This is a genomic window from Nostoc sp., from assembly GCF_036917575.1.
Lineage (GTDB): Bacteria > Cyanobacteriota > Cyanobacteriia > Cyanobacteriales > Nostocaceae > Nostoc.
In genome coordinates this window covers 20,303-37,979 of sequence record NZ_JBALDC010000039.1, presented here as the reverse complement: position 1 = coordinate 37,979, position 17,677 = coordinate 20,303, and the positions used below count along the sequence as shown (strand labels likewise).

Genomic DNA, 17,677 nt, shown 5'->3' with positions numbered 1-17,677 from the left:
ATTGGTTATTTACAAATCACAAACTAAAGAAGTCTAAGAGTCGCAAGCCATCAGCAGAATTTCTTTTCAGGGAGATGCAGTGCGAATGAAAACAAAGGACAAATAACAAAACTTGCCAAAATGAAATTAACTACCAGAGGACACTATAGTGTGAAGGCGTTGCTAGATTTAAGTTTACAACCAAGATATGGGCCTGTATCTGTGAGAGCGATCGCTAAACGCCAAGATATTCCAGCTCCTTACCTCGAAAAACTACTAATAGAAATGCGTCGTGCGTCAATAGTTAAATCAATTCGTGGTAGCATCGGCGGATACCAATTGGCTAGAGAGCCTGCACAAATATCTATAGGACAAATTTTAGAAGCTGTTGGCGAGACTAGCCATTTACCTCATCAGACCTCAGTACCTACACAAGCTGAAGATTGGGTAACGTTTAGCCTCTGGCAGAGAGTCAACCAAAAGCTCAAAGAAGCTTTGTACAGTATTACTCTGGCAGACCTTTATTACGATGCTCGCAGTCGGCAAGCTTCCCTTGGAGAAGAAGCTAGTTTTGTGGTTTAGTCAAGAGCAGAGTCAAAGACGCTGCACGGCTTGGCGTCAATAGTCGAAATATTGACCCTTAACTTTTAACCCTTGACTTGTGACTTATGACTAATAATATCTATATCTTAATAATTGCAGCATTTTTAGATTACTTAGTTGGCGATCCTTGGGATTGGCCTCATCCAGTGCAAGTTATGGGGTGGATAATTTCTCACCTGACCAAATTTTTTCTTGACTTATGTCAAAATTCTCTAACACAACGCCTAGCTGGAATTGTACTAGGTATTATCTTAATAATTGGTAGCGGTCTTATTGGCTTTTTGATTATTCAAATTGCCAAATGGATTCATCCACTCTTAGGAATTGCAATAGATAGCATTCTTTTGGCTAGTTGTTTTGCTGGCAGAAGTTTGCGAGCAGCAGCAGAGGCTGTTTTACAACCTTTAATAGTCGGAGATTTAAAGAAATCTCGAAAGATTTTAAGTAATTACGTTGGTCGGGATAGCCAAAACCTCTCACAAGCAGAAGTTTTTCGAGCTGTTTTAGAAACGGTTGCAGAAAATGCCACTGATGGGGTAATGGCTCCACTTTTTTATGCAATTGTTGGTGTGTTTATCCCAGTTGTGGGGCCAACTCCCTTGGCTTTAGCATATAAAGCCAGCAGTACCCTCGATTCAATGGTGGGCTATCAAGAAGCACCTTATACTTATTTAGGATGGTTCTGTGCGCGGTTAGAAGATTATTTGACTTGGCTACCTTGTCGGTTAACAGTCGTGACTCTGGCGCTGCTATCGGGTAAACCAATACATATTTGGCAAATTTGTCGTCGGGACGCAATTAACGATCCTAGTCCCAATTCTGGCTGGAGTGAGTGCGCCTATGCGGCTTTTTTGGGTGTGCAGATGGGGGGTACAAATTGGTATCGGGGGGTAGCTAAATACAAACCACTACTAGGAGATGCTATTTATGAGATTACTACAACTTCTATTCAGAATGCTTTACAGCTAACTCGATATTGTTTTTTGCTATGGTTAGGAATAGCGATCGCTATATTCTTAATGCTGCCAAATAGGTAATTGTAAATATAAAGTTAGGAATTAAAGACGCGATTAATCACCTCTGTATAGAAGTTAAGAATAAAAACTCCTAACTCTTAACTTACAGCAGTTTGCAACAAGCGTGAGGTACAAAACCGAAGACTCAAAAATAAATTATTCTTCTGCCTCCTGCCTCCTGCCTCCTGCCTCCTGCCTCAAAACCAGTGACTTTGTACTTCATCCAAACGAAAACTGCTGTATCACTTTTAACTTATAACTCGCTATGTCTGCCAAAGTAGTTGAAATTCTCTCATCCGAAGAAATCCGTCGTACTTTGACTCGTCTTGCTTCTCAAATTGTCGAAAAGACGCGTGATTTGTCTCAACTGGTGCTTCTTGGTATTTATACTAAAGGTGCGTCATTAGCTGAATTATTGGCGCGTCAGATTGAGACCCTTGAAGGTGTAGCAGTATCAGTCGGTGCTTTAGACATTACATTTTATCGAGATGACCTTGACAAAATTGGGTTGCGGACTCCAACCAAAAGCGAAATTCCTTTTGACCTTACCGGGAAAACTGTTGTACTCGTGGATGATGTGATTTTCAAAGGACGGACGATTCGCGCTGCTTTGAACGCAGTCAACGATTACGGTAGGCCAGAGGCGATTCGTTTAGCTGTGTTAGTAGACAGAGGTCATCGAGAATTACCAATTCACCCAGATTTTATTGGTAAGAAGTTGCCTACAGCTAAAGAAGAAATTGTCAAAGTTTACTTACAAAATTGTGATGGACGAGATGCAGTAGAGTTGATTGCAGATTAGGCTATGGAGGCAGGGGGCAGGAGGCAGAAGAAACTCTTTATAGTCTAATTTTAAATCCTGGATTTTTACCCTACTCAGTGCTGAGTAGTGAGTACCTCGGCAAGCGGGTGAATTTAGAATTACTCAGTATTTATGTACTTGGGTTTGAGCAAGGCTGCTTGTGGGTGGTTCTTGTAACTTAGCACAGCTTAAAAAATGCCCTGTTACTACTAACAGCACTCTTCATCACATCTACTTGAAAAATGCTGTAAGTAATCAAGCATACATGAAATTACGAAGGGTAACTGTGAAAAGAAGTCTGTAGAACCTGATTAAAAAATAAAGATTGTTTATGTGTCTTGCCAGAAAATCACAACTCTTAATGAGAAAATAAGACATCCAAGCAAGCGATCGCTATTTGATTGTTAACAAACCTGTTTATTAGACCCAATTTTTTCGAGTTGAAAGCAAATAAAAAATATACATTATGGGAGATGACTTAAAAGATTAGTGCTTAAAATACTCCTGAAAGCCAGTTCTGATTTAATAAGGTTTGTGTAGAATTTGGTAGTGAAGTTATTTACTTGATTCTCAATTGCAACAATCCAGGTTTCATTTATGAGTCAGTCTTTTTCTCAAAACCAAGCAAGACAAAATCGTCAACAGAAACACTGGCAACAAAAATGGAGTTTAAAGACTAAAGCAATAGTTTGGGCACTAAGTATCAGTGTGCTTCCTGTAGTTGCAATTGGAACAGCTACTTACAACTATGTCACTAATTTAATTAATACAGAAATTCCGCAAGTCAGACAAGAGAGGGAAAAAAGTTTAATAGAAAGTGAAGTTGATCTACAAACACAATTGTCACTCTTGTTAACTGGTATGGGAGTGACAGCAATTTTAGCAGGTGCGATCGCTGTTTTTGTGACGAATCGAGTTATTAATCGAGTCGGCAAGGCTGCTGCAACTTCTAATAATATTAAAAATAAGCTACGTCCAAACAGTGAGTTTACTCAATCTTTCATCGCTAACCAAGATGAATTAGTGATGTTAGAGAGCAACATAAACTTATTTACAGAGATGCTTTCGGGCTTGTTACAACAAAAAGAAGCCGAAGCTGATTACTCCCAGCTATCGAAAAAAATTACCCAGTGGGTTCGAGAATCATTTAATGAAGAAGATGTTCTCAAAATTACCTCAGAAGAAATTCGTAAAGCTTTAAGCATTGATCGCGTAACCATCTTTTGTTTTAACTCCAATTCTAATGGAACCTTTATCACCGAATCAGTAGTACCTGGTTTACCGAAAATGTTAGGGGTTACAGTCTCTAATACTGGGTTTGAGGCAGAATATATAGAAAAATATCAGAATGGTTGCATCCGAGCTATTGATGATATCTATCAAGCCAATCTCAGTGATGGTGATATTGAGCTGCTAGAGCAATTTGCTGTCAAATCTAATTTGGTAGCACCAATTATTAAAGGTAAGCAGCTGTTCGGTTTATTGATTGCACATCAGTGTTCTAGACTTCGCTTTTGGCAACAGTCTGAGATTGATTTGTTTGCTCAGATAGCCATGCAAGTAGGATTTGCTCTTGATTACGCCAAGCTTCTACAACAAGTAGATACCAAGGCAGATAGAGCTCAGGTATTTATCGAAACTACCCGAGGCATTCGCCAATCACTCAACGAAGAGGATGTCCTGAAAACCACCGTAGAAGAAGTTCGCAAAGTACTGAGTACTGACCGAGTGCTGGTTTATAGCTTCAACGCTAATTGGGTTGGAACTGTGATTGCCGAATCAGTGGTTCCAGGTTATCCAAAAGTTTTGCGAGCTGAAATTCAAGACCCATGTTTCACTCAGGGCTATATAGAAAAGTATCAGTCTGGTCGCGTTCAAGCTACAAACAACGTTTATGAAGCCGATTTGAAAGATTGTCACATTAACCTGCTCGAATCCTTTGCTGTGAAAGCAAATTTAGTAGCACCCATTCTCAAAGATGAACAATTATTTGGCTTGTTAATTGCACATCAATGCTCCAGACCCCGTGATTGGCAAAAGCCTGAGATTGATTTATTTGCCCAGATAGCCATGCAAGTGGGATTTGCTCTCGACCATGCCAGACTCCTGCAACGAATCGATGCTGAAGGTGTGCAAAGTCGGTTGCTGGCGGATACGATTGGCAGCATTCGCCAATCGCTCAACGAAGAGGATGTCCTGAAAACCACCGTAGAAGAGGTTCGTAAAGTACTGAGCACTGACCGAGTACTGGTTTATAGCTTTAACGCTGATTGGTCTGGAATTGTGATTGCCGAATCAGTTGTTCTCACCTACCCAAAAGTTTTGCAAGCTGAAATCCGAGACCCATGTTTTGGTCAAGGCTATGTAGAACAGTATCGCTCTGGTCGCGTTCTAGCTATAAACAACATTTATGAAGTCGGTTTGATTGATTGCCACATTAAACTGCTCGAATCCTTTGCTGTGAAAGCAAATCTAGTCGCCCCCATTATTAAAGATAAACAGCTATTTGGCTTGTTAATTGCACATCAATGCTCCAAGCCTCGTGATTGGCAACAATCTGAGATTGATTTATTTGCCCAGATAGCGATACAAGTAGGATTTGCTCTCGACCATGCAAGACTCTTGCAACGAATCGAAGCTGAAAGTATGCGAAGTCAGTTATTGGTGGATATTATCCGCAAAATTCGCCAATCACTTAAGGAAGAAGATGTCATTAAAACCACAGTGGAAGAGGTTCGCAAAGCACTAAATACTGACCGAGTGTTGGTTTATAGCTTTTACGCCAATTGGTTTGGAATTATTATTGCTGAATCAGTGGTTCCAGGTTATCCCAAAGTTTTGCGGTCTAAAATCCATGACCCCTGTTTCACTCAAGGCTATGTAGAAAAGTACCAATCTGGTCGCGTTGTCGCAATCAACAACATTTATGAGTCTAGTTTGGCTGATTGTCACATTAAATTCCTCGAATCTTTTGGTGTGAAAGCAAATTTAGTAGCACCAATTATCAAAGATGAGCAGCTATTTGGCTTGTTAATTGCACATCAGTGTTCTGAACCCCGTGATTGGCAACAATCTGAGATTGATTTATTTACCCAGATAGCGATGCAAGTAGGATTTACTCTCGATCATGCTAGGCTTTTACAAGCGTATCAAACTGCTGAAGCTGACTCTGATGAATAATTTTGTGGGAGATTGATGCCGTGTGCAACTCTTAATTTTGTTAAACCTTGATTCTATTGTGGGGTAGGCATCTTGCCATACCATAAAGGACGGCTAAGATGTCCATCCCACAAGAATAAAAAAAGTCGCACATCGCGTGAGATTAGCAAAATTTGTTAGCAACTATATTAATATTTTTACGTTACGCTTAGTGTCACTTTTGACGAAGAAGCTGCTAGAGCGATCGCTAATGGTAAAATTCGATGTTCCTGAATTTGAATCCTGGCGTGGAGTGTTTCTGCTGTATCATCTGGCAGTACTGGTACTGCGGCTTGCATTAATATTGGGCCGCTATCCATTTCTAAGCAAGCTATATGCACTGTACAACCAGTGATTTTTACCCCAGATGCCAAGGCTTGTTCTACAGCATGAATTCCCTTGAAACTAGGTAACAAACTAGGATGGATATTAATAATCCTCTCAGGAAAGGCATCAATGAAAACTGACGTTAATAATCGCATCCACCCTGCCAAAATCACCCATTCTACATCGTAGTGCCGCAATGTCTGCACTATTTTTTCGTCAAACCCTTCTCGGTTTTGATAGTTGCGGTGATTTAGTAAGATAGTTTCTACACCTCTATTAGCTGCTCTGACGGCTACTTTCGCCGAGGGGTTATTGTAAATTAAAACTTGAATTTGGGCATTTAGCCGCCCATCTTGGATAGCTTGAGCGACTACATCAAAATTGCTGCCATTTCCAGAAGCCATAATTCCCAGTTTTAAAGGGGCAAATTGTTGGCAAATATCGCTAGTGCTAGGAGAAACCAAGCTCAGGGTAGAATCAGGGCGGAGGGTCATAACAGCTAAGAGGAAAAATTATAGATGCCAAAAATATATACTAAGTCGTGAGTAAAGATTTAGCTCATAACTCGTTCAATTGATATATGTGATCTGGGCTTTGAGATTAAGCTAGTATATTAGTACGAATTATTTTTACTACTAAATGGTAGGAAGATGAATGTAGAAAAACTCTCTATTTCCTTGCCACCGTCTTTAATGGAGTTTGTCGAAAATTACAAGCGCAATAAAGGCTGTAAATCTCGTTCTCAAGTAATTGAAGAAGCATTAAAATTGCTGCAAAACCGAGATTTAGAGGCAGCTTACCGAGAAGCGTCTGCTGAAGTTGATAACGATTGGGATGTGACAGTGGCAGATGGTTTAACAGATGAAACGTGGTGATATTTATTACGCAAATCTTAGTCCGGTGATGGGTTCAGAAATGGGTAAACGTCGTCCGGTGCTAATTGTCAGTAATGATATAAGTAATAGTGCTGCTACTACTGTGACAATTTTACCGATTACTTCTAATGTAAGCCGTGTTTATCCCTTTGAAGTTCTGCTTAATCCAGAAGTTAGTGGTTTAACGAAGCCTTCAAAAGTACAGGCGCAGCAAGTGCGAACAATTTCTAAGCAACGAATTACTGGTGAAGTATCGGGTAGTTTAAACGAAGATATGATGGTATTAATTGATGTAGCATTAAAATTGCATTTGGGATTGGTTTGAGTTTACAGAAAAATAGCGATGTTTAAGTAAAGACTCCAAGTAGAGATAATTATGAACCAAAAGCTTACCCAAGCGATCGCTAATAGTAGAAGAAATCAAGCTAAGGGTAGAATCAGGGCGGAGGGTCATAACAGCTAAGAGGGTTAATTATAGATGGAAAAAAAATATACTAAGTCATGGTTGGATAATGATACAGCAGCCGCGTGGATTTTTCTTGCACCAGCATTAATTTTGCTAGGCATTTTTATCATTTGGCCGATTGCCTATTTGTTCTACCTAAGCTTCACTGCTGGTAGTTTCACCTTAAAAGGTACTTATTGGGTAGGCTTAAAAAACTATTGGCGCTTGCTACTCAACCCCGACTTTTGGCAAGTTCTGGGTAACACCTTTTATTTTACGGTTGCCACCATCGTTCCCAGTTTAGTTATCTCCTTGGGATTAGCAATACTATTAAACCGCTCCATTCCCTTGCAAAGCATCCTGCGAAGTGCTTATTTTTTACCTTCAATTATTTCAATTGTGGCAGCAGGTTTGGGATTTCGCTGGCTGTTTCAGACATCAGGGCCAGTTAACGGACTTTTAGTTTTTTTTGGCATTTCAGACATACCCTGGTTAGGAGACACATTTTGGGCAATGCCGGTAATTATTTTAATGAGTATTTGGAAACAACTGGGTTTCAATATGGTGGTTTTTTTAGCAGGGTTGCAAGCAATTCCTTCCAGTCGTTATGAAGCAGCAGATTTGGATGGAGCAAATGCTTGGCAACAATTTTGGTATATTACTCTGCCCGGATTACGCTCAACCGTGATATTTGCAATCATCACTACTGCAATTTTTACATTGCGGAGTTTTGAGCAAATTTATGTGATGACTGGCGGCGGGCCACTGAATTCGACTAATTTGCTGGTTTACTACATTTACCAAGAGGCTTTTAGTCAATTTGATTTTGGTTATGCAGCAGCAGGAGCAACTGTGTTATTAGCAGCAACTTTGGTATTAGTTTATTTGCAACTGCAAACTTGGGGAGAGGAGTAGGGAGGTAGGGAGGCAGGGGGGGAATTTTGGAAGCTGCTAAATTATACCGCAAGTATGCAATGCCAAAAAATGTAGTAATGCATTCAATTAGAAACAGCTAGAGTTTTTGCTTTTTGTATAAACTGCGATATTCCCAAGGATTTACAAATTTAGTATCGCTCCAAACGCCGAGCCCTTGTGCCTTCGCCTCAGTTTCAGCTTGTTGAACTAAGTCTTTACTAGGACACTTGTTTAAATAGGGACGATACACTTTTGCTAAACCTTCTTGCAACAATACCTGTTGTACAAAAGTGCCATTTTTTAAACGGACTTCAGCAATTTTACGCCCATAGCGATCGCTATCAGTGATATTCAAAGTCACGCGATCGCCTCCTTGTTGCACCAGCTGTTGCAGGCGTTCTTGGGCTTTTACACCCCAAGTAAATTGATTGCGATCGCTAATGCGTTTACTCTGCTTTTCTTTATTAGTATGAGCTATTTCAGGCGCATCTACACAAGCAAAGCGCACGGTAAAATTTTTGCCATCAGTATCTTTCACTACTATAGTATCACCATCACTGACTCGCTCAACTGGTTCTCCAGAATTCCCGATAAAGCGATCGCAGCCGATCAAATTCAAAATTATGATAGTTGCACAAAGCCAAAATCGCACTGATTTAGTTAATTTCTCCATCCAAACTTACCTGCATTACCTCTGTGGGATGATATTGTTGATTAATTACGAATTATTCTTAAACCCAAAATGTAACTTTTACTGATTGATTTGGCAATAAACGCGGATCTTCTCCACGAGATATAGCTGTCATAATTGACTCTACAAATATATGAATTGTGTCCGCAGGTGTATTATAAAATTGTGTTGCGTATTTAGCGATCGCTTCCCCTTGAATACCCAAAATTTCCACGTCTTGGCGGATAATGTGTTGAGCAGTCCACCGCACAAAAGGACGTGCTAATTTATTCCAGATACCATAGTTGTAGGTGACATCGGTATAAACCAGAGTTGAATTATCGGTTTCTGGAATAGATTGACTGGTAATGAACAAATGGCGATTGTGTGCCATTTTATATTCTACAGAGGTAATATTGGGCATATAAAAGCGATCGCTATGTTTAATCTCTGCACCCTGCAAATTCAGAAAACGGCTGTACCATCCCAAATTACTGTTTTCATTGCGATACTCCACCAAAACCGAACCATTCCAGCGTTCAACAGTCATCTCTAACTTTTGTTGACGGGAAGTACGAAAAACACCAGGATGAACAAAAGCCGTATGGGGAATATCAATAAAGTTCTCTGCACAATTGGTAACATTGTTTGCAAAACGGTTAATTACCCGCACCGTCTCCCATCCTGTTTCTCCGTAGTGAGGCATAGAAAAAAGTTCAAAATCAATACTTGGGGTATCGGCTAACCGTACATAAACATAGCCATCTTGTTCTTTGGTAGCATAAGACTTGGCTCGACGCTGTGGGGAAGGTTTGAAGTCATCTCCTTCGGCTGGAACAGCAATAACATTCCCAACTCTGTCATATACCCAACCATGATAGGGACATTGTAAAGTACCGTTACAAACTTTACCTGTGGACAGACGGCTATTGCGGTGTAAACAGCGATCGCGCAAAGCTACGGGTTGTCCATCTTCACCGCGAAATATCGCTAACCATTCTCCTAAAACGGTGCGTGGTAATACCTTGTTAGGTTGTAACTGTTCGCTGAGTGCGACAATGTACCAGAAATCTGTAAATTGCATAATGGGTGGGAGCGATCGTATTTAAATTATGGCAATTTCTTGAGTAGAACCTATTGTTATATTGCTGACAGCTTAGTTATAAGGGAAATTACACTATTTTAGCTTGCTGTTTGATTGACTTACAGGCTATCCTAATATGTTACACTACATATTTAATAGATAATAGTAAGGATATTTACTTAGAAAAATCCCTCTATGTTAAAAATTCAAGAGCTAGAGTTTGGTTTTAATGATGCTGAAAACTATAAAAGAAGCGAAAATAAAAGCTTTCTAAATAAAGTCTTTTTCAGAACAGAAGAACTCGATAAGCTTTGCGAAAGAAACACTTTTTTCCTTATTGGTGAAAAAGGAACTGGGAAAACTGCATACGCAACCTATTTATCAAATAATGATTACAAAGATACTTTATCTGCACTCAACTACATAAGGGAAACTGATTATCAAAAATTTGTCCAAATGAAAAATAAAGAGCATCTTGCTCTATCTGATTATATAGACATTTGGAAAGTTATTATTTATTTGCTACTTAGTAATAACATCACAAAATATGAGCCAAATAGTTTACTTTATCCTAAAGCTTTTAGATTTCGGAATATTAACGCTGCTATAGATGAATATTATGCAAAAGCATTTTCTCCAGAAATTATTAACGCTATTAAATTTGTAGAGAAATCAAAATTAGCAGCTGAAATTATATCAAAATATGCTAAAGCTAGTGGAGAGCAAAGTGAAGAAATAGCATTTTCTGAAAGCCTATTTCAAATTAATCTTATGTATGTGCAGAAAAACTTTGAAGAGGCGTTTGCATCATTAAAATTGCAGAAAAGCCATGTGTTGTTTATAGATGGCATTGATATTCGACCATCTCATATTGAATATAATGACTATCTTGATTGTGTCAAAGGTTTAGCAAATGCAGTGTGGGCAATTAATAATGACATATTTCCTAATATAAAGGATTCACGAGGTCGGCTTAAAGTTGTTCTTCTAGTAAGACCAGATATTTTTGATTCTATAGAACTACAAAATAGAAACAATAAAATTAGGGATAATTCAGTTTTACTGAGTTGGAATACAACTTACAAGAATTACAGAAATTCAAAGCTCTTTGAAATGGCAGGAAGGCTTTTGGGAGCGCAACAAAATCCATCTGTTGAATATGATAAGGCATGGGATTATTACTTTCCCTATATGATTGCAAATAAATCTGCCAACATATCTCCGAAAATTAAAACAAACCAAACATATCAGGTTCACTATGGACTTATGGAAGCACTCAATCTGGGCAAAAAATATACCAGTCTTAAAACGCGGTTTCAACAAGCTTTTAATAAAAAGCAGAAATTAGAGAATGAGTAAATAAGTTTAATATTTGGTAAATCAGTCTAGACTTACAATTTGATGTATTGGACGGATGAGAGATATTGATTATGTCTTAAATGTGATCTAATGTTGCTATTTTTACTCGTTATATTTAAATTTGGTTCCTTTTAATAAACCATAAAAAAAATTACTTATATGAACCAAATTTACCCCTCCAGCCTACGAATTTCAACATTACCTGTAACATGAACCTGACAAGCTAACCGCGCATGAGGATTATTAGCTGTTAAAGTCTCCAATATTTCCTGTTCATTAGGTTGAGGAGGAGGAATCTCACCAATAATCTCAACCAAACAAGTGCCACAAATACCAGTTCGGCAACCAAATAAAACAGGTGAATTCTGAATTTTGAGATGTTCAGATAAATTTTCATTACACTCCAAAGTGATAGGAGCAAAATTACTTTCTGGAAACGATATCTTACACAAATCAACCATAGTAAAAAAGACTGTTACCTAAACAACTCTGTCCCATTCTTCTTTGTGCCTTTGCACCTTTGCGTGAGCTAAAAATAAATCCTCTTGATATTTAAAACCTTGAAAAGCCTTTTGTTGAATCGCCAGATATCGAGAAACTGAATTAGTAGCCATTAGCGACATATCCCGATTACGTTGCCAAAGATAATCGAGTTTCTCAACATACACCTGATAAGATTTCATCGCTTCCTGATGAGTTGAAAAACTACGCTGTAATCCTTCCGACTCTTCGGTGAAACAACAGCGTATCATTTCTTTAGCATCCCTGTCACTCATCTCAAAAATGGGCGATCGCAACACCCGAAAAATCTTGCTATACAGCGCCGGCTCGTACCAAAAAATCCCGTTAATCGCCGCCGAAAAATGAAAATGATCTCTCTGACATCCCCATAGTCCTAAATTAGCAACCAATCGCTCAAATGCCGTTGGTGGCTTCAGGCTAGTGACAACATCGTGAGATATAATTGTTGAACTATTGAAGTGAAAACTTTCATCCAAAAAGTGATAATAGGAAACTTTAGCAGGAATAGGAGCTGCTTCAGGATTGGGATGTTTTTGATAATAATTGCTGAGTTTGTGCTGTACTAACTTACCATTTAGTGTCCGCACTCCCCGTACCGTGAAATACTGACAAGCTAAAAAAGTATTATTCGCAGAAATCAGCCCAAAGTATTGAAGTTGAATTTTTTTCCACCAAGTTTTTAGAGCATTGGTGTTGGCATAAACCATCGTTTCTGTAAAGGGGCCGCGCATGGGGTAGGTAAAAATAAGTTCTCCAAACAACGCTTGTTCAACCTGTTTGGCAATTGTGCGGAAGGCATTAATGTGCGATCGCTCTTGGGAGGATTCCAAATCTAATGTATCGCAGATTAAGCGAAAATCCTCTTGAGCGTAAAGTCCGGCTGCACTGGTTTGATTGAAAAAGATAGTGGCAATTTCAGCAGAAACAATTTGTGAGTAGTAAGCTACCCAGTAAAGTTGGTTCAAAATTATACGCTGATGTTGGCTGGACTGTTCCCATAAAGGTGTACCATATAGTAGAGAAAATTCCTCTGGGTTCCAATACTCGTTTTGACAATCTTCATAGCGAAAATTGCTAACTGCTTCATCCATTAAAGCAGTATGATCTTGCTGTTTGTTGCGGGTGTGATTAATTTGTAATTTGCGATGAATAGTTTTTTCCATATCCGTTTTTATTTGACGCAGAGATAAGATTGATATTTATTACACGCATTGATAAGCGGGGAGTGGTTGAAAAGCTCCGCGTTCTTCTAAGGTTTGCAGGATAGACTGAGCTGATTTTATCCCCATGAGCGATCGCAATATTTGTAATCGCATTCCACTGTGAGTCTCTGTATCTAATTCTTCTAAAATTTGGATTTTTTGCGATCGCGTCAGATGTCCTTTCACTTGTTCCACTGCTGCTAATACGCTTTGCGGCCCCACCTGTACCATAAACAAAAACTGTGCCAATACATCAAGAATTGTTGTTTGACTGAATGTTGAGACAGTAATTTGATTAAACAAAGTGCTTCCCGTAGCGTGATGACGGGATTCAGATTGTAAAAAGCTGGAAAAAAGTTCTGTTAAAACTGGATAGCGACATTCCTTCGCTAAACGCCGATAATGGCTTAAACCCCATCCTTCTAAAACGACTTGCAACACAAATAATAAAACTGTTTTATCTGTACTTTCAACCACTTCTGATAATAAGTGCAAAAACGGATCGTCCGTGCTAGTTACTTCCATTTCTGGTAAAAACTGGCTAATTTGGTGAAGGTGGGTAGCTTCATCAGCTGTAAATAGTCCATAAAGTATTCGTTCTTCAACTGTTTCTGCTAACAGTACCATTTTTGCCATGTAGCCAATGCCTGCTTTCTCAATAAAATATGATTCTTCTAATAAACTACGGTTTGCAAGTTCTACAATAGCAAATTGTTCATTAATATTAGATTGTTGAAAAAATTTAACTTGATGCAAATTGAAAAACTCCGCATCCCAATAATTTAATTGCGGGTAATTAGCACAGTTATTATGATTAGGTAATGCTGCTGTTAATATCCGTCGCAAAAGGTCATTATAATCTTCATACCGTAAGTCCAAACCGACAATATTATATTTTGAATCCATTTTTCTCCTGTCCAATTGGGGTTTGAATATTTAGATAATTAACAGTATGCCAAGTTCCCCAGCTTAAGGCTTTTTGGTGATTAACGTGTTGAATAAATTGCAGAATAGATTGATCTGCTTTAGTGGGAGTCTTCAAATCAAACCGAATTGTCTGGAATACTTGGGTATCCCCTTTTGCAAAGTAATTACCAACCTGCTGAGTTAAGCATAACAAACCACGATTTAAAACCCATCCCCAAAATCCCGGACGTTTGGGAGTCACAAGAATTGTTTGCCCTTCAGTTTTACCACCTTCGAGCGATCGCAACGCAAATATGATGTAGAAGTGCAGAAAATCCGGCCCTAGTGTTACAGTGCCAGTGCTGCCATACCAATAACACATACTATAAGTAACTTCCTTACGGTATAGAGGGCGAATCAGGCGAATTAACCAAGAATCATCACCTCCCCGTGTAGTGTTACTGAACGTAATAGCGTTAGAGTTGATGGTTTGAGAATCAAATACAATCTCTAAAGGTAAATTGTGTACTGTATTAAAATGGTGAGCGTCAATCGCATTAATTAGTAAAACATTGGGATGGCAGTTTTTGACAAATCTAGTCCCCAAAATATAATCACAATCTACCTGTTCTAATTCTGGTACAAAGGGCAGCAAATTTGGCTTTTCTTCTCCTACCCAAACCCAAATCATGCCGTATTTTTCTACCGTATGCCAAGTTTTAATACACACAGGTAACGGTTTTCCGAAAGAAGGAACATCTACACAAATTCCGTGACTATCATACTTCCAATTATGAAAAAAGCAGCGAATTCCATCACCTTCTACCTTACCTTCTGCTAAATGTGCGCCCATGTGGGGGCAATATGCATCTACCACCACCACCTCACCACTAACTCCCCGATAAATTGCCAAATTTCTACCCAGCAGCGTTACCGCTTTCACCTTACTAACTTTTAATTCTTTCGATGGTAATGCCCAGTACCATCCCTCCACAAATTGCGTTGGATTATTAAAGTTTGAATGGAGGCTGGTAGAATGCATAAAATTGATATATAGAGGTAGGCAAGGAAAGTGATTAAATACCTTATTTGGCGCAAATTTAATAATTTGTATTAATAAAAATTATTAAATAAGAACAGGATATTGTACAGATTCTAACAATGAATTTGATTGCCACATCCGTTGTCCAGCACGGGTGAGATTATCATAGTTAATTTCAGTTAAACAAACCAATTCATCACCTAACCGATAGCCAGGGTTTTTTTTCTCAAAAAACTGGATATGAGGATTAGCTTGTCGTCCTGATGGAATTTCAATCAACCCTTTCCGTAAAATTTGGGGATGCGGAAACCGTACAATACCAGTTGCTTCTTGGTATAAGTTACCATAATATTCCTGTGCCAAATTTTCCATTAGATTTTTAACATCAACAGGTGTTGTAACATCATAACGAGGGTAGAAATCTTGCCAAAAGGTAGGGAGAAAACGATAAGTGCGAAAACCAGAACAAATTAGCAGCCAGTAAAGTTTATTTTCTGCATAATGTTGACGCAGAAGATTGATAGTGGCAATCCAACTACGTGGTAGTGTTGTACTCGACCAAGCACTAGGATCAACAATAGTGTCGCCAGAATACACCACACTAATTTGCTCTCCCAAAAAAGCCTTTTGGCATAACATCAAAGTTGAAAATCCTTTGAGTGCATTGGATGTTTCATCTCTCAACAATAAAACCCAGTTTTTACACTCTAGATCGATTTGAAACCCATCCCAGGTTATACCTTGAAAGTGATTTTGCAGCAGCGCATACATAGCGGTGCGATCGCTTAGTTGCAAATTTTGAACAGGAATCAGCAAACTATTCATTCTTCGGAAATTACTTAAAGTTAATATATTATATGTTTGTAATTACACTTTATTGAATACTTTAGTAAATTTACGGTGTAATGTGACAGATTCTAAAATGGTTATTTACACTACAATTGAATATTCACATCTTGCACCTATCAATAAGAGTTGGTGGGCATTGCCTACTCTAGAAAATAATTCAGATGTAGATTAAGTTGAAAAATAAAACATTACCAAAGCTTTTTTGGGTTACACTGTCGTTAACCCAACGTACTATTCTACACCCCTATTTTTTGACCATCGAGACGGTTTTAGCTGATTTACATACTCCATATATTCAGCTAATGGCCGATCAATACTTAGGAGCAACTTCGGATTAAAGCGAATATTGTCGTAAATCTTGCCATCTTCATCTCTGAGCATATAGTAAGCCAAGCGAGTACAGAATAGCAAAAACCGACTCAGCAGATATCCCACAATACCTTGGCGTTTTTCAGTTACATAAATCGGTTGAATTCTCGTTCTTCCAGGTGCAGTTGGAGTATAAGCATATATCATATACAGTGCGGGAAAAAGCTTAACATCTTTCATCATTGTTAACAAACCAATGCAACCATGAGCATAACGCATTGAATACTGATATGTAGAACCAAGAAATTTTTGACCTAACTTTTCTCTCCAAGTAGTTTGAGGGAATTGTCCCCGCATTATAAAGTCTATTTGTGTGCCTAATTCGCTACGATGTAGCGACAGATCCATTTTGATATCTAAATAATGAATTGTCTTTAAATGTTGAGCATCAATTCCATTCATCATACAAATATGATGATGGCAATTTCTTACAAGTACACTATCAGCTTTTGCAACAACTTGTTTACCCTTCAATTCATCAAAATCAGCCACTTTCTCTGGTGCTTTAGCATCTGGATAAATCCAGATAAATCCATACTTTTCCTCTGTTGCATAAGCTTGTAATTTAGCTTGAGTAGGAATTTCTGATTGACAGGGAATATTTCGACAAAGCCCTGTTTCATCAAATGCCCAATGATGAAATGTACAACGAATCCAATTACCATCAACCTTCCCAATTCCTAAATCTGTCCCCAAATGAGGGCAGTAAGCATCCAAAGCGCGTACTTGCTTATCTTCACCTCTAAAAATGACAATTTTATGACTGCACACTTCTACAGATTTTGCTGTTTTTTTAGGTATTTCATGACTAGGACAGGCAATATACCAACCCTTAGCGATTACATTCCAATTATTGAATATTTGCATAACTGTTTGGTAGATAATTATTTAATCCCAATTCATAATTCGTAATTAATAAAGCTAGAATATATCTGGATTTGAGGGTTTGAATGTGTTGCCTCATTTTAGAGAATTGGTACAATATTTATTATCTTTGGCGAATATCATCTTGTTATCTTGCTGGCATAATTCAAGACCTATAGCGCAAGCACTAAACGAAGACCTTCATCAACAAGCACCATTACGCGATCGCTGTAGGCATCGCTCTACAGATAAAGTTCCCTTTCATAGGTATATTATATCAATATATCAGATATGATATAAATACAGTATGGGAGATCAAAGTAAACCTTTAGTTTGGCTGTATAGTGAAGTTAAAACCCCACCTTTCAGTTAAGAAGCACGCATAGAAGCAGGTGTTCTGCTCAGACAATTACAGGAAGGTGAATCCCTTGGGTTGCCACATTCACGCCCTATGCCAAGTGTAGGAATTCACTGTCATGAATTACGTATTCGAGATACAGATAAAAACTGGAGAATCATTTATCGAATTGATGACGATGCAATTTTGATTGTTGAAGTCTTTAATAAAACAACCAGAACAACATCCAAGAAGATAATTGAGATTTGCAAAAAGCGTCTGAGCAAATACGATAACGATCAACAGGAGTAAT

At 38.5% G+C, this 17,677-nt stretch carries 18 protein-coding genes; 9 read left to right on the top strand and 9 right to left on the bottom strand.

Translation table 11 applies throughout. The features are described 5' to 3' along the window. Positions 1–120: 120 nt before the first annotated feature. From V7K79_RS08865 to V7K79_RS08850, 4 genes are all read left to right on the top strand, one after another. A complete protein-coding gene (locus tag V7K79_RS08865) occupies positions 121–561 on the top strand; it encodes an Rrf2 family transcriptional regulator (protein ID WP_335046695.1) in 441 nt (146 codons plus the stop codon). A gap of 86 nt (positions 562–647) precedes the next feature. Further along, complete coding sequence (cbiB, locus tag V7K79_RS08860) at positions 648–1,619, top strand: adenosylcobinamide-phosphate synthase CbiB (RefSeq protein WP_335046693.1); 972 nt, start codon at positions 648–650, stop codon at positions 1,617–1,619. A 244-nt stretch (positions 1,620–1,863) separates the two neighbouring features. Next, positions 1,864–2,400, top strand: a complete 537-nt coding sequence (gene pyrR / locus V7K79_RS08855) for a bifunctional pyr operon transcriptional regulator/uracil phosphoribosyltransferase PyrR (protein WP_335046692.1) — start codon at positions 1,864–1,866, stop codon at positions 2,398–2,400. 597 nt (positions 2,401–2,997) lie between these two features. Next, positions 2,998–5,580, top strand: a complete 2,583-nt coding sequence (locus tag V7K79_RS08850) for a GAF domain-containing protein (protein ID WP_335046689.1) — start codon at positions 2,998–3,000, stop codon at positions 5,578–5,580. Positions 5,581–5,756: 176 nt separating this feature from the next. Here the strand turns inward: V7K79_RS08850 and purN are convergent, their stop codons facing one another. After that, positions 5,757–6,419 (bottom strand): phosphoribosylglycinamide formyltransferase, encoded by a 663-nt coding sequence (purN, locus tag V7K79_RS08845; RefSeq protein ID WP_335046687.1) that lies wholly within the window; start codon positions 6,417–6,419, stop codon positions 5,757–5,759. A 156-nt stretch (positions 6,420–6,575) separates the two neighbouring features. Here purN and V7K79_RS08840 point away from each other — a divergent pair, with 156 nt between their 5' ends. From V7K79_RS08840 to V7K79_RS08830, 3 genes are all read left to right on the top strand, one after another. Then, entirely contained in the window at positions 6,576–6,800 is a 225-nt protein-coding gene (locus V7K79_RS08840) for a ribbon-helix-helix domain-containing protein (RefSeq protein WP_335046685.1), read from the top strand. After that, the gene (locus V7K79_RS08835) at positions 6,787–7,125 is read left to right on the top strand and encodes a type II toxin-antitoxin system PemK/MazF family toxin (protein ID WP_335046683.1); all 339 of its coding nucleotides are present in this window, start codon (positions 6,787–6,789) and stop codon (positions 7,123–7,125) included. Before V7K79_RS08840 ends, V7K79_RS08835 begins: the two co-directional genes overlap by 14 nt. Positions 7,126–7,278: 153 nt before the next feature. Then, positions 7,279–8,160: a carbohydrate ABC transporter permease gene (locus V7K79_RS08830; protein ID WP_335046681.1), complete on the top strand. Its 882-nt coding sequence runs from the start codon at positions 7,279–7,281 to the stop codon at positions 8,158–8,160. Between the two features lie 97 nt (positions 8,161–8,257). Here the strand turns inward: V7K79_RS08830 and V7K79_RS08825 are convergent, their stop codons facing one another. Together V7K79_RS08825 and V7K79_RS08820 are read right to left on the bottom strand one after the other, a co-directional pair. Further along, a complete protein-coding gene (locus V7K79_RS08825; RefSeq protein WP_335046678.1) occupies positions 8,258–8,833 on the bottom strand; it encodes a thermonuclease family protein in 576 nt (191 codons plus the stop codon). Between the two features lie 58 nt (positions 8,834–8,891). Beyond that, positions 8,892–9,914: an aromatic ring-hydroxylating dioxygenase subunit alpha gene (locus V7K79_RS08820; protein ID WP_335046676.1), complete on the bottom strand. Its 1,023-nt coding sequence runs from the start codon at positions 9,912–9,914 to the stop codon at positions 8,892–8,894. A gap of 195 nt (positions 9,915–10,109) precedes the next feature. On the opposite strand from V7K79_RS08820, the gene V7K79_RS08815 reads away from it, so the two are divergent. Further along, on the top strand, positions 10,110–11,273 hold the full coding sequence (locus V7K79_RS08815; RefSeq protein WP_335046675.1) for a P-loop ATPase, Sll1717 family: 1,164 nt from the start codon (positions 10,110–10,112) through the stop codon (positions 11,271–11,273). 170 nt (positions 11,274–11,443) lie between these two features. On the opposite strand, the gene V7K79_RS08810 is transcribed toward V7K79_RS08815, so the two are convergent. From V7K79_RS08810 to V7K79_RS08785, 6 genes are all read right to left on the bottom strand, one after another. Then, positions 11,444–11,734, bottom strand: coding sequence for a 2Fe-2S iron-sulfur cluster binding domain-containing protein (locus V7K79_RS08810; RefSeq protein ID WP_335046672.1), 291 nt, complete (start codon positions 11,732–11,734; stop codon positions 11,444–11,446). Positions 11,735–11,752: 18 nt separating this feature from the next. After that, a complete protein-coding gene (locus V7K79_RS08805) occupies positions 11,753–12,958 on the bottom strand; it encodes a P-aminobenzoate N-oxygenase AurF (protein WP_335046670.1) in 1,206 nt (401 codons plus the stop codon). Positions 12,959–12,997: 39 nt separating this feature from the next. Beyond that, positions 12,998–13,903 (bottom strand): ferritin-like domain-containing protein, encoded by a 906-nt coding sequence (locus V7K79_RS08800; RefSeq protein WP_335046668.1) that lies wholly within the window; start codon positions 13,901–13,903, stop codon positions 12,998–13,000. Further along, the gene (locus tag V7K79_RS08795) at positions 13,887–14,945 is read right to left on the bottom strand and encodes an aromatic ring-hydroxylating dioxygenase subunit alpha (protein ID WP_335046666.1); all 1,059 of its coding nucleotides are present in this window, start codon (positions 14,943–14,945) and stop codon (positions 13,887–13,889) included. The genes V7K79_RS08800 and V7K79_RS08795 overlap by 17 nt, the downstream gene beginning before the upstream one ends. Before the next feature lie 84 nt (positions 14,946–15,029). Beyond that, positions 15,030–15,770 (bottom strand): hypothetical protein, encoded by a 741-nt coding sequence (locus V7K79_RS08790; RefSeq protein ID WP_335046664.1) that lies wholly within the window; start codon positions 15,768–15,770, stop codon positions 15,030–15,032. A 255-nt stretch (positions 15,771–16,025) separates the two neighbouring features. Then, positions 16,026–17,030 carry an aromatic ring-hydroxylating dioxygenase subunit alpha gene (locus tag V7K79_RS08785; protein WP_335046662.1) on the bottom strand — a complete coding sequence of 335 codons (1,005 nt, stop codon included), beginning with the start codon at positions 17,028–17,030 and terminating at the stop codon, positions 16,026–16,028. A gap of 379 nt (positions 17,031–17,409) precedes the next feature. Here V7K79_RS08785 and V7K79_RS08780 point away from each other — a divergent pair, with 379 nt between their 5' ends. Continuing rightward, positions 17,410–17,676, top strand: coding sequence for a type II toxin-antitoxin system RelE/ParE family toxin (locus tag V7K79_RS08780; RefSeq protein WP_335047044.1), 267 nt, complete (start codon positions 17,410–17,412; stop codon positions 17,674–17,676). Position 17,677 lies beyond the last annotated feature (1 nt).